Annotated in this window: 13 protein-coding genes; 9 read left to right on the top strand and 4 right to left on the bottom strand. The window is 60.5% G+C overall.

Translation table 11 applies throughout. From position 1 onward, the window contains the following. The first annotated feature begins 5 nt into the window (after window positions 1-5). Entirely contained in the window at window positions 6-173 is a 168-nt protein-coding gene (locus QRN10_RS18100; protein ID WP_010206690.1) for a DUF2474 domain-containing protein, read from the top strand. Between the two features lie 70 nt (window positions 174-243). On the opposite strand, the gene QRN10_RS18095 is transcribed toward QRN10_RS18100, so the two are convergent. Together QRN10_RS18095 and QRN10_RS18090 are read right to left on the bottom strand one after the other, a co-directional pair. Then, window positions 244-1368: a methyltransferase gene (locus tag QRN10_RS18095; RefSeq protein ID WP_285428828.1), complete on the bottom strand. Its 1125-nt coding sequence runs from the start codon at window positions 1366-1368 to the stop codon at window positions 244-246. 124 nt (window positions 1369-1492) lie between these two features. Further along, window positions 1493-2203: a helix-turn-helix transcriptional regulator gene (locus QRN10_RS18090; RefSeq protein ID WP_285428827.1), complete on the bottom strand. Its 711-nt coding sequence runs from the start codon at window positions 2201-2203 to the stop codon at window positions 1493-1495. Between the two features lie 443 nt (window positions 2204-2646). On the opposite strand from QRN10_RS18090, the gene QRN10_RS18085 reads away from it, so the two are divergent. Continuing rightward, window positions 2647-3423, top strand: a complete 777-nt coding sequence (locus tag QRN10_RS18085) for a ferredoxin--NADP reductase (RefSeq protein ID WP_253509493.1) — start codon at window positions 2647-2649, stop codon at window positions 3421-3423. A 264-nt stretch (window positions 3424-3687) separates the two neighbouring features. Here QRN10_RS18085 and mscL read toward each other — a convergent pair whose 3' ends face one another. Continuing rightward, on the bottom strand, window positions 3688-4104 hold the full coding sequence (gene mscL, locus QRN10_RS18080) for a large-conductance mechanosensitive channel protein MscL (protein ID WP_181080059.1): 417 nt from the start codon (window positions 4102-4104) through the stop codon (window positions 3688-3690). 287 nt (window positions 4105-4391) lie between these two features. On the opposite strand from mscL, the gene katB reads away from it, so the two are divergent. The 4 genes from katB to QRN10_RS18060 are packed head-to-tail and all read left to right on the top strand — an operon-like array spanning window position 4392 to window position 8677. Then, the gene (katB, locus tag QRN10_RS18075) at window positions 4392-5933 is read left to right on the top strand and encodes a catalase KatB (protein ID WP_181080058.1); all 1542 of its coding nucleotides are present in this window, start codon (window positions 4392-4394) and stop codon (window positions 5931-5933) included. Window positions 5934-5990: 57 nt separating this feature from the next. Further along, a complete protein-coding gene (locus tag QRN10_RS18070) occupies window positions 5991-6530 on the top strand; it encodes an ankyrin repeat domain-containing protein (protein ID WP_181080057.1) in 540 nt (179 codons plus the stop codon). A 35-nt stretch (window positions 6531-6565) separates the two neighbouring features. After that, complete coding sequence (gene radA, locus QRN10_RS18065) at window positions 6566-7933, top strand: DNA repair protein RadA (RefSeq protein ID WP_181080056.1); 1368 nt, start codon at window positions 6566-6568, stop codon at window positions 7931-7933. 15 nt (window positions 7934-7948) lie between these two features. Continuing rightward, window positions 7949-8677 (top strand): hypothetical protein, encoded by a 729-nt coding sequence (locus QRN10_RS18060; RefSeq protein ID WP_266246854.1) that lies wholly within the window; start codon window positions 7949-7951, stop codon window positions 8675-8677. A gap of 2 nt (window positions 8678-8679) precedes the next feature. Here the strand turns inward: QRN10_RS18060 and QRN10_RS18055 are convergent, their stop codons facing one another. Further along, window positions 8680-9048 carry a PilZ domain-containing protein gene (locus tag QRN10_RS18055; RefSeq protein ID WP_285428826.1) on the bottom strand — a complete coding sequence of 123 codons (369 nt, stop codon included), beginning with the start codon at window positions 9046-9048 and terminating at the stop codon, window positions 8680-8682. 174 nt (window positions 9049-9222) lie between these two features. Here QRN10_RS18055 and QRN10_RS18050 point away from each other — a divergent pair, with 174 nt between their 5' ends. From QRN10_RS18050 to yjiA, 3 genes are all read left to right on the top strand, one after another. Continuing rightward, the gene (locus QRN10_RS18050; protein WP_034100834.1) at window positions 9223-11289 is read left to right on the top strand and encodes a carbon starvation CstA family protein; all 2067 of its coding nucleotides are present in this window, start codon (window positions 9223-9225) and stop codon (window positions 11287-11289) included. A 15-nt stretch (window positions 11290-11304) separates the two neighbouring features. Continuing rightward, a complete protein-coding gene (locus tag QRN10_RS18045) occupies window positions 11305-11502 on the top strand; it encodes a YbdD/YjiX family protein (RefSeq protein ID WP_003194308.1) in 198 nt (65 codons plus the stop codon). Window positions 11503-11656: 154 nt separating this feature from the next. Further along, window positions 11657-12616 (top strand): GTPase, encoded by a 960-nt coding sequence (gene yjiA / locus QRN10_RS18040; protein WP_285428825.1) that lies wholly within the window; start codon window positions 11657-11659, stop codon window positions 12614-12616. Window positions 12617-12654: the final 38 nt, after the last annotated feature.

Here is a 12654-nt window from a genome sequence, read left to right as displayed (position 1 = left end):
GCGACATGTCCGGCAAGCCTTCGTTGCACGAGATCGAACAGGCTGAAAAGCAACCGCTGTGGCGGCGCCTGGGGTGGCTGGCGATGATTTGGACCGGCAGCGTGCTGGCACTGTTCGTCGTGGCCAGCCTGATGCGCATGTTCATGAATGCGGCCGGCCTGACCACCCACTGACATCCCATCCCGTTGCCTTGCGGCACGGTTTTTTGACCCTGTTTCTACGTTGTAGGGGCGGGGTCTTTTTTTATTTCCGGGCTTTGAGAATCACGAACTTGGGCGTGGCCGCCACCTGCTCGACGCCGCGGAACAGCCGCGCCAATTTGCTGTGATAACCCAGGTGGCGGTTGCCGACGATATACAGCGCACCGCCCACCACCAACGCCTCACGAGCCTGCTGGAACATGCGCCAGGCAAGGAAGTCGCCGACCACCTGCTGCTGGTGGAATGGCGGGTTGCACAGCACCACGTCCAGCGATTGGGCCGCTTGCCCGGCCAGGCCATCGGCGGCGCGCACGATCACGGCACGCTCACCGAGCGCGGCCTGCCAGTTTTCACGGGCCGATTGCACGGCCATGTAGGACTCGTCCACCAGGGTGTAGTGCGCGTCGGGGTTGTGCAGCGCGCTGGCAATCGCCAGCACGCCGTTGCCGCAGCCGAGGTCCGCCACGCGGGCATCGCTCAGGCCGGTGGGCAGGTGCGGCAGGAACGCGCGGGTGCCGATGTCCAGGCCTTCGCGACAGAACACGTTGGCGTGGTTCAGCAACTCAAGGGCGGGAGTGTCCAGGGTGTAACGCGTCGGATAGGGCGAAGCGGCGACAGGGCGCTCGGCCACGGCGGCGATCAGCAGTCGGGCTTTCTTGACCGCCAGAGAGGCGTGCATCGGCCCGATATAGCGTTCCAGCAGGTCCCCGGCCGCGCGTGGCAAGTGCTTGACCATCGCCCCGGCGATCACTTCGGCGCCGGGTGCCAGTCGGCCCTGCAGGCGTATCAGTTGTTCTTCCAATAGCGCCAGGGTTTTGGGCACGCGGATCAGCACGCGGTCGAACGGCCCGGTGGGCACCTCGCTTGCGGGAATGAACGGCACGGCATCGAAAGCCTTGGCGTTGCGCACCAGGTTTTTCTCCAGGCCCTGGGCCGCCAGGAACGAGTCGCCGCTGGACGTCACCTGCACCCGGCCTTCAAGGCTGGCCGCCAGGGCGCCGAAGCTGTCGTTGAGCACCAGCACGCGGGTGCTGACGTTCGGCTGCTGTGCCGCCAGATGGTTGAGCAGGTATTCGTCGGCGGCATCGAAGGCTTGCAGCGGGTCGTTGTGCTGCTCGGGCTGGCGGATCAGATCGAGCTGGGCGAAGGGGCTGTCGAGCAGGGGCATGGGGGGAGGAAACTCTGGGTAGTCGAACCTTCTGGGTGAACGGCGACACGACATTGAAGGCTGCGTCATCACCCGGAACTGGTCGCAAATGTTACGGTTTTTTTGTGCGGATTACATGCGGTGTTTATAGAAAGCCGGCCTTTGCAGCCACCATCACGGCGGCGATCTTGTTATTGACCCCTAGTTTTCGCATCGAACTGCAGTTGTGAAACCCCACCGTGCGTTCGGACAGGCACAGGATCTGTGCGATCTCCGCCGCGGTTTTGCCCAGCGCCGACCACCGCAGCACTTCGATTTCGCGCGCGGTCAACTTTGTGGACGGCCTGGCAGTTGGGCCGTTGGCGTATTTATGCGCCACTACGGTATGCAGCGCGTGGCACAGCCACAGGGCATTGCCGGCTTTTTCGTACAGTTCCTCCGGGGTGATTTCGCCTGTGCGGCGGCTCAATGTCAGCATGCTGACCACGCCGTGTGGGCTGTGCAACGGCTGTGTCCACCCCAAATGCACGCCATAGGATCGAGCCAGTTGCCACAGATGCGGCGAACTTTCGAAGGCACTTTCTTTCCACACAAACGGCAACACAGAGCGTTGGCAGTGAGTCACCACAGGGTCGTAATGAAAAAACTTGGCGCGGCGGTAGAGTTTGTTCCACTCATTTGGATAGTTGTTTTTTTCGAATACAAGATTTTGATTAGTCGTGTGCTGAGTACTCATTTTGAAGGCGCAGAAGTGAAAGCCGAGGGCGTAGGTTTCATTGACGACCATCTCAAAGACACTGGTGATCTCGTCCTCCTCTTTCAGTTTTGGGGGGCGTGTGTTGTGCCAGTTGACCATCGATAACTCTCCATGTGAATTGGCATGGCTTGGGTACGTCCTGATCCCAATGCTGCTCGGAAAAGAGTGTAGGACACCGGCTACTTTCAGGTACGAAAAAAAATTAATAGTAGTTGGTAATTTTCGAGGGTTTTAACTTGTACAGACTTAACAGTTTTGTGTAGCTATTTAAAAGAGTATTGATTTTGAGGCTTTTCAAGTAGTGTCTAATTGACATCATTTGGTTAGGCTTTTTACTCTAGTAATCGAACGGGAGGACGTTAATAGCTAAATGATTAGTGCATGTGCAAGAACTTGATCAGTCAAAAGCCGTAACTAATAAAGGGTCTTTCTATCGTCGCGATCGACATTCCGTCAGCGGTCGATAATGCCAGTACAAATCACCGGTGTTAGCCGGCGCGGCTTTGAGGGACACTAGTGGCCTCTGCAGATCGGAGTTCCCCATGACGGCCAGCGCTGAAAAATACACCTGCCAGACCTTGCTCGACGTGCAATCGCTCACCCCCAGCCTCTTCACCCTGCGCACCACCCGCGATCCGGGATTTCGTTTCACCGCCGGCCAATTTGTGCGCCTGGGGGTCACCAAGGCGGATGGCAGCACTGTATGGCGCGCGTATTCCGTGGTGTCGGCGCCTTTTGACGAGTACCTGGATTTCTTCTCGATCGTCGTACCGGGGGGGGAGTTCACCAGTGAGCTTAGCCGCCTGCGTGTCGGCGACACGCTGATGGTGGAGCGTCAGGCCACGGGTTATCTGACGTTGAACCGATTCGTCGATGGCCGCGACCTGTGGTTGCTGGGCACGGGCACCGGCGTGGCGCCGTTTCTGTCGATCCTGCAGGACTTCGAAGCCTGGGAAAAATTCGAGCGCATCATCCTGGTGTACAGCGCACGTGAGGCCAGGGAGCTGGCTTACCAGTCGCTGATCAAGGAACTGGGCGAGCGCGAATACCTGGCCGAGTACGCGCATAAACTCACCTACCTGCCTATCGTCACTCGTGAGCAGCACCCGGGGGCCTTGAACGGCCGCATCACCACCTTGATCGAAAACGGCGAGCTGGAGCGGGCGGCCGGGGTAAAACTGAGCCCCGAGCATTCACGCGTGTTGATTTGCGGTAACCCGCAGATGGTCGATGACACCCGCCAACTGCTGAAGAAACGCGACATGAACCTGTCGCTCTCCAGGCGACCGGGCCAGGTGGCGGTGGAGAACTACTGGTAAACGAAAGGCGCCCCTGGAGGCTAATGCCGGTCAGTTAAGAGACGGAACGGACAATCAGTCACCTGTGGCGAGCGGGCTTGCCCCGCGTTGGGCTGCGCAGCAGCCCCAAAACATAGTCCCGGAGCTGCCTGGCATACTGCGACGCTCCTATTGGGGCTGCTGCGCAGCCCAACGCGGGGCAAGCCCGCTCGCCACAGTTACAGTGTTCCTCCTTAACTGACTGGCATTACCCCTGGAGGCGCCTTTTTTGCAAACCGGTGCGGCTTAAAGCGGCTTGTCGTTCTGTGCCTTGAGCAGATCGCGGATCTCGCCCAGCAGCACTTCTTCCTTGGTCGGCGTCGGCGGCAGGCTCGGTGCCTTGGCCTCTTCGCGCTTGAGACGGTTGATCACCTTCACGCCCATGAAGATTGCAAATGCCACGATCAGGAAGTCGACGACGCTCTGGATGAACTTGCCATACGCCAGCACCACGGCCGGTGCATCGCCCTGGGCGGCCTTGAGCGTGATCGCCAGATCACCGAAGTCCACACCGCCGATCAACAGACCGAGCGGCGGCATCACCACGTCGCCTACAAATGAGGAAACAATTTTGCCGAAGGCGGCGCCGATGATGATACCGACGGCCATGTCGACCACATTACCTTTGACCGCGAAGGCCTTGAACTCACTGATCACGCCCATAGGTTATTCCTTGTTACAGATGAGAAGGGTGGTGCCAAGTGTAAGTCAGTCGATGCGGGCTTGCGCGACACAACTGTTAACACTGTTGGTTTTTATCGACACATTAAAACGCAAATAGTTTGCAAAGTGCCACCAATCGCGCGCGAAATACCCGGAAATTCAGTGGGTTACCACACTCATTTATTAATCGGCCTGGTATGAGTTTTCTATTTATCTTCTGACTCTCGGGTCACTAGCCTCTGGCAAGCACAACTGAATGTGCATCAAAAAAACCAGAGGAAACCTTGATGAAAAATCCAACCCGCCGCGGGCCGGTGCTGGCGCGACACGCGCTGCTCCTGGCCACCGCCAGCCTGCTTTCCCTGTCTGTACACGCCGCCAACCTCACCCGCGACAACGGTGCCACGGTTGGCGATAACCAGAACTCGCAAACCGCCGGTGCCACCGGCCCGGTGCTGCTGCAAGACGTACAGCTGATTCAGAAACTGCAACGCTTCGACCGCGAGCGTATCCCGGAGCGTGTGGTGCACGCGCGGGGCACCGGCGCCCACGGCACCTTCACCGTGACCGATGGCCTCAGCGACCTCACCAAGGCCAAAGTATTCGCCGCCGGCGAGACCACCCCGGTGTTCGTGCGCTTCTCCGCCGTGGTGCATGGCAACCATTCCCCGGAAACCCTGCGTGACCCACGCGGCTTCGCCACCAAGTTCTATACCGCTGACGGTAACTGGGACTTGGTGGGCAATAACTTCCCGACGTTCTTTATTCGCGACGCCATCAAGTTCCCTGACATGGTGCATGCGTTCAAACCTGATCCGCGCACTAACCTGGACGACGATTCCCGCCGGTTCGACTTCTTCTCCCATGTTCCCGAGTCGACCCGCACGCTCACCGAGTTGTATTCCGACGCCGGCACACCCGCCAGTTACCGGGAAATGGATGGCAATGGCGTACACGCCTACAAGTTGATTAACGCCAAGGGCGAAGTGCATTACGTCAAGTTCCACTGGAAGAGCCTGCAAGGCATCAAGAATTTAGATCCCAAACAAGTGGTGCAAGTACAGGGGCGCGATTACAGCCACATGACTAACGACTTGGTCACCCATATCAACAAGGGCGACTTCCCGAAGTGGGACTTGTATGTGCAAGTGCTCAAGCCTGAAGACTTGGCCAAGTTCGACTTCGATCCACTGGACGCCACCAAGATCTGGCCGAATGTGCCCGAGCGCAAAGTGGGGCAGATGGTCCTCAACCGTAATCCGGCCAACGTTTTCCAAGAGACCGAACAAGTCGCCATGGCGCCGGCCAACCTGGTGCCGGGCATCGAGCCGTCTGAAGACCGCCTGCTGCAAGGCCGTGTGTTCTCCTACGCCGACACCCAGATGTACCGCCTGGGCGCCAATGCCCTGCAACTGCCGATCAACGCCCCGCGCGTGACCGTCAACAACGGCAATCAGGACGGCGCGATGAACAGCGGCAAGACCAGCAGCGGTGTGAACTATCAGCCAAGCCGCCTGGAACCGCGTGAAGAGCCACAAGCCGCGCGCTACAGCCAGTTGCCGCTGTCCGGCAGCACCCAGCAGGCGAAAATCCAGCGCGAGCAGAACTTCAAGCAGGCCGGTGATCTGTACCGTTCGTACAGTCAGAAAGAGCGTCAGGACCTGATTGAAAACTTCGGCGGCTCCCTGGCCACCACCGATGACGAGAGCAAGCACATCATTCTCTCGTTCCTCTATAAGGCCGATCCGGAATACGGCACCGGCGTGGCCAAGGTCGCCAAGGGCGATCTGGCCCGCGTGAAGGCGCTGGCCGACAAACTGACCGACTGACCCGTTGGTTCCGATCGGCGTCCACGCGGGCGCCGATCCCTTGGCAGGAGAACTCCCATGCGTATTTCCATTGGCTTGCTGATCGCCATGCTGGCCTTCACGGCTCGGGCCGAATCCGCCGACCCGGTCGCGCTCAAGGCGCAACTGCAGGACTATTACTTCGACGCCGCCCGCCGTGGCGACCTCGACATGCTCAATACATTCATTGAGTCCGGCTACAGCCTGAACACCCAGGACGACAAGGGCTACACCGCCCTGATCCTCGCCGCCTACCATGGCCAGGCGCCCTTTGTGGAGCGCTTGCTGGACGCCGGTGCCGACGCCTGCGTGCAGGATAAACGCGGTAACACCGCCCTGATGGGCGCGATCTTCAAGGGTGAGCTGAAAATTGCCCAGCGCCTGCTGGCCACCGACTGCAACCCCGACCAGCGCAACGGTGCCGGGCAGACCGCCGCCATGTACGCCGGGCTGTTCAAGCGCATCGAACTGCTGGATGAACTGAAGGCCAAGGGCGCCGACCTCAACGCCGAAGACCCGGTGGGTAACAGTGCCTCGCGATTGGCCAGCGGTGAAATCCGGACCCCGGCGTCGCGCTGAGCTATCATCGCGGTTTTTCAGTTGGAGGTTCTCGAATGGCAAAGGCCAAGCGCATGTACGGCTGCACGGAGTGCGGCGCGACCTTTCCCAAGTGGGCCGGCCAGTGCGGCGAATGCGGCGCGTGGAACACCCTGACGGAAACCATGATCGAGAGCGGCGGGGCGGCTGCGCCCACCGGTCGCGCCGGCTGGACCGGGCAACAGGCGCAGATCAAAACCCTGGCTGAAGTCAGCGTCGAAGAGATTCCGCGATTTTCCACGGCCTCCGGTGAACTGGACCGGGTGCTGGGCGGCGGCCTGGTGGATGGCTCGGTGGTGCTGATCGGCGGCGACCCGGGCATCGGCAAGTCGACCATTCTGTTGCAGACCTTGTGCAGCATTGCCAGCCGCATGCCGGCGCTGTACGTCACCGGTGAAGAATCCCAGCAACAAGTGGCCATGCGCGCCCGTCGCCTGGGCCTGCCCCAGGACCAGTTGCGGGTGATGACCGAAACCTGCATCGAAAGCATCATTGCCACGGCTCGTGTGGAAAAGCCCAAAGTCATGGTGATCGACTCGATCCAGACGATTTTTACCGAGCAATTGCAATCGGCGCCGGGCGGTGTGTCCCAGGTACGCGAGAGCGCGGCGCTGCTGGTGCGTTATGCCAAGCAGAGCGGCACGGCGATTTTCCTGGTCGGCCACGTCACCAAAGAGGGTGCGCTGGCGGGGCCTCGCGTGCTGGAGCATATGGTCGACACTGTGCTGTATTTCGAGGGCGAGTCCGACGGACGCCTGCGTTTGCTGCGGGCGGTAAAGAACCGTTTCGGTGCGGTCAACGAACTGGGTGTCTTCGCCATGACCGACCGAGGGTTGAAGGAAGTTTCCAACCCTTCGGCGATTTTCCTGACCCGCGCCCAGGAGGAAGTCCCCGGCAGCGTGGTCATGGCCACGTGGGAAGGCACCCGGCCGATGCTGGTGGAGGTCCAGGCGCTGGTGGATGACAGCCATCTGGCCAATCCGCGTCGGGTGACGCTGGGGCTGGATCAGAACCGCCTGGCCATGCTGCTCGCGGTGCTGCATCGCCATGGCGGCATTCCGACCCACGACCAGGACGTATTTCTCAATGTGGTCGGCGGGGTCAAGGTGCTGGAAACTGCGTCCGACCTGGCCTTGATGGCGGCGGTGATGTCCAGCCTGCGCAACCGGCCATTACCTCATGACCTGTTGGTGTTCGGTGAAGTCGGCCTGTCCGGCGAAGTGCGCCCGGTGCCGAGCGGTCAGGAACGACTCAAGGAAGCCGCCAAGCACGGCTTCAAGCGCGCGATCGTGCCCAAGGGCAACGCGCCGAAGGAAGCGCCGGCGGGGCTGCAGGTCATTGCGGTGACGCGGCTGGAGCAGGCGCTCGATGCACTTTTCGAATAACAAGGGAACCACCCGATGCAACGATCGAACGACTGGGCGGTAGTCGCCCTGCTTGTCGCCCTGACCGGCGCGCCCGCCATGGCCGCGGCTGCCGAGCTGCCGCCCGGTTACCGCCTGGCCCAGACGCTGGCAACCGAAGAGGGCAACCAGCTGCAGATCCTGGAAGACCAGCGCATCAGCGCGCAGATGCATAAGGACAATTGGGGCAGTGGGCTGGATGAGGACTCGTTCGACGAGCCCGGCGATCTGGTCGACAACCCGCTGCTTGAGGCTCAAGTACGCCTGGTGTCGGCCGCCGATAAAGTGGTTGCGCAGCAGGACCTTGGCTACCCGCTGGCCGAGGTCGGTAAAGCCCCGCTCAAGGGTTTACCCGCGCCGGTGTATTTCCTGAGCATCGATGAGACCGCGCCGATGGGCTCCTACAGCGGCCCTGCCACTCAATTGCTGCTGCCGGCCAAACAGCAACTCACCCCGCTGAGCTACACCGGCGCGGACGGCAAGCCTCAACCGCTGACCCTGGCCCACACGGGGAAGGCTGACTGGCAGGTGGCGACGCCGGCCAGTGGCGGGCCGGATGAACTGTTGCAGGTATCGTCGTTTATGGACGGCGACGGTGAGGACGATTTCACCACGCGCTACCAGACGTATCGCTATGTCGACGGGCAATGGCAAGTTGCGTCGAGCCAGAAAAAGGGCTACTGGGACATGGAAAGCGACTTTCCCGGCCGCGAGGCGTTTCCCTGAGCCTATAGCGCCAGCAAAGCGCCCAACTCTCGCTCAAGTTCATCTTGATCGCCGAGGTTCAATTCGATCAGCCGTCGCAGGTGGCTGATCGAATCCAGGTCGATTTCTTTGCACACAAAGCCCAGTTGGCCGTGATCGTCATGGGTCAGCCTGACCTGCATCTTGATATGCGCTTTGGGATCCAGGCGGATATCCACCTCGAACGGCAGGTCTTTATTGCCCTTCCAATGTTCGGGCCGCTTTACTGCCAGGCCCTTGAGCGACAGATCCACTAAGGTTACTGGCCATTGCTGCTCGTTTTGGCGAAGTTCGGTTTTCGCATCCAGGGCGATCCGGCGGAAATAGCGGCGGTCGGACGGGTGATCGGTCATGGTGAAACCCTCTGAGGATGGATGGAGTGTAGCCCTGCGCCATCATTGGGCGATTTTTTCTGCTTTTTTCAGCGCTGCAGGGCTCTAGACCAATGGAGGGGGGTGGCCTTTGGGGCCAACAGCGCTAAACTCCGAGTGGCTGTCCTTTCTGTCCACCCTGGCTGGAATATAAAAATGAAAAATAATAATAGCCTGCTACGCCACTTACCCTGGCTGGTGCTGGCAATCGTAGGAGCGTGCGCCCTGGGCGTAGTGGCCTTGCGCCGCGGCGAGGCGATCAACGCCTTGTGGATTGTGGTGGCCGCAGTGGCCATCTACCTGGTTGCTTACCGTTACTACAGTCTGTTCATCGCTAACAACGTGATGCAGCTCGACCCACGGCGGGCCACCCCCGCAGTGCTCAACAATGACGGTCTGGACTATGTGCCGACCAACAAACACATCCTGTTCGGTCACCACTTTGCCGCCATTGCCGGCGCAGGCCCGCTGGTCGGCCCGGTGCTGGCGGCGCAGATGGGCTATCTGCCCGGCACACTCTGGCTGATCGCCGGCGTGGTGCTGGCCGGTGCGGTGCAGGACTTTATGGTGCTGTTCCTGTCCACCCGTCGCAACGGCCGATCCCTGGGGGATATGGTGCGCGAAGAGATGGGGCGCATTCCGGGGACTATCGCGCTGTTCGGCTGCTTCCTGATCATGATCATCATCCTCGCGGTGCTGGCGCTGATCGTGGTCAAGGCCCTGGCCGAGAGCCCATGGGGCATCTTCACGGTGATGGCGACCATCCCGATCGCGATGTTCATGGGCATTTACATGCGCTACATCCGCCCGGGCCGCATCGGCGAGATTTCCATCATCGGCGTGCTGTTGCTGCTCGGCTCGATCTGGCTGGGCGGGCAGATTGCCGCCGATCCGGTGTGGGCCAAGGCGTTCAGCTTCACCGGCGTGCAAATCACCTGGATGCTGATCGGCTACGGTTTCGTGGCGGCGGTATTGCCGGTGTGGCTGATCCTGGCGCCGCGCGACTACCTGTCGACCTTCCTCAAGATCGGCACCATCATTGCCCTGGCGATCGGTATCCTGGTCACCATGCCCGAGCTGAAAATGCCGGCGCTGACCCAGTTCATCGATGGCACCGGCCCGGTGTGGAAAGGCGGGCTGTTCCCGTTCCTGTTCATCACCATCGCCTGTGGCGCGGTCTCGGGTTTCCACGCGCTGATTTCGTCGGGCACCACGCCCAAGCTGCTGGATAACGAAACCAACGCCCGCTACATCGGTTACGGCGGCATGTTGATGGAGTCCTTCGTGGCCATCATGGCGATGGTCGCGGCCTCGGTGATCGAGCCCGGTGTGTACTTCGCCATGAACAGCCCGGCCGCCGTGGTTGGCGGTGACGTAATGGCCGTGGCGCAGACCGTCAGCAGCTGGGGTTTTGCAATCACCCCGGAAGCGCTGCAGGCGGTGGCCCATGACATCGGCGAAACCACCATCCTGGCGCGTGCCGGCGGTGCGCCGACATTGGCAGTCGGTATCGCGCAGATCCTGCACAGTGTGCTGCCGGGTGAAAACACCATGGCGTTCTGGTACCACTTTGCGATCCTGTTCGAAGCCTTGTTCATCTTGACCGCTGTCGACGCCGGTACCCGTGCCGGTCGCTTCATGCTGCAGGACCTGCTGGGCTCGTTCGTGCCGGCGCTCAAGCGTACCGAGTCGTGGACCGCCAACCTGATCGCGACCGCCGGTTGTGTAGCGATGTGGGGTTACCTGCTGTATCAAGGCGTGATCGACCCACTGGGCGGTATCAACACGCTGTGGCCGCTGTTTGGCATCTCCAACCAGATGCTGGCCGGTATCGCGCTGATGCTCGCCACCGTTGTGCTGATAAAGATGAAGCGCCAGCGCTACATCTGGGTAACGATGCTGCCGGCCGTATGGCTGCTGATCTGCACCACCACCGCAGGCTTCATCAAGCTGTTCGACGCCAACCCGGCAATCGGCTTCCTGTCGCTGGCCAAGAAGTACAGCGATGCCCTGGCCGGTGGTCAGATCCTCGCGCCGGCCAAGAGCATCGACCAGATGCAGCACGTGATCTGGAACGCCTACACCAACGCGACACTGACGGCGTTGTTCCTGTTCGTGGTATTCAGCATCCTGTTCTATGCGCTCAAGGTCGGCGTCGCCGCCTGGGGCAACAAGGAACGTACGGATAAAGAAGCCCCGTTCCAGGCCATTCCGGACGCATGATCGAGGATTGCAGCCATGTTCAATGACATCAGTCGCCTGGGTAAATACCTCGGTCAGGCCGCACGCCTGATGGTCGGCATGCCCGACTACGACACCTACGTCGAGCATATGCAAACCAAGCACCCGGACAAACCGGTGATGGACTACAAGGCGTTCTTCCGGGAACGCCAGGAAGCCCGTTACGGTGGCAAGGGTGGGCCCAAGTGCTGCTGACCCGTTAGTTCGGGCTGGCGATGATCCACTGTGGGAGGGGGCTTGCCCCCGATAGCGGTGTCTCAGTGACACATAAGTGCCTGACACACTGCTATCGGGGGCAAGCCCCCTCCCACATTTGTTTTGTGTTTCTTCAGTTAATAAGGAGAACTGTTTGTTCTCTCCCATTCCAGTGACCGTTCTCAGTGGCTTTCTCGGCGCCGGCAAGACCACCTTGCTGCGCCACCTGCTCAAAGCCGAGCACGGCCTTAAAATCGCCGTGATCGAAAACGAATTCAGTGACGCCGGTATCGATACTCAGCTGTTGGGCGCCGAGCCGGTGCAGGTCATGACCCTGTCCAACGGCTGCGTTTGCTGCACTATCCACACCGACCTGACCAAGGCCCTTTACCTGCTGCTGGAACGCCTGGACAGCGGTGAGATTGCTTTCGACCGCCTGGTGATCGAGTGCACCGGCCTGGCCGACCCGGCGCCGGTGGCCCAGACATTTTTCATCGACGAGGAATTGCGCGAGCGCTACATCCTCGACGGCATCATCACCCTGGTGGACGCAGCCCACGCCGAGCACCACCTGACCCAGACCATCGCCCAGGCGCAGATTGGCTTTGCCGACCGCTTGTTGGTGAGCAAGCGTGATCTGGTGGACGCCACCACATTCGACGCTCTCAGCGAACGCCTGACGCGTATCAACCGTCGCGCGCCGATCCACGTCGTCGAGCACGGCAAGATAGATTTGGCTCAGTTGCTCGATGTCCGTGGTTTCAACCTCAATGCCGGCATGAGCCTGCGTCCGGTGAGCCAGGCGCCGTCCATCGACCGTATCTCCAGCCTGGTGCTGCGCACCGACCAGCCGCTGGATATCGACCGCCTCAGTGAATTTATGAACGAACTGCTGGAAGACCACGGCAAGCAATTGCTGCGCTACAAAGGCGTGCTGAATATTGCCGGGGAGGAGCGGCGCATGGTGTTCCAGGGTGTGCTGAAGCTCTATGGTTTCGACTGGGACACGCAGTGGGGCGAGGGCGAGGCTCGGGAGAGTGTGATCGTGTTTATTGCCGATGAATTGCCGGAAGACAAGATCCGCGAAGGCTTTGCCAAGGTCTACCAACCCTGAAAACCCTGTGGCAGGGGGCTTGAGCGCATTTCACATTG

It is taken from the genome of Pseudomonas sp. lyk4-R2A-8 (assembly GCF_030209095.1).
Taxonomy (GTDB): Bacteria; Pseudomonadota; Gammaproteobacteria; order Pseudomonadales; family Pseudomonadaceae; genus Aquipseudomonas; species Aquipseudomonas quebecensis.
Note: the sequence above shows the minus strand (reverse complement) of the source record. Positions and strands in the feature narration are given on the sequence as shown.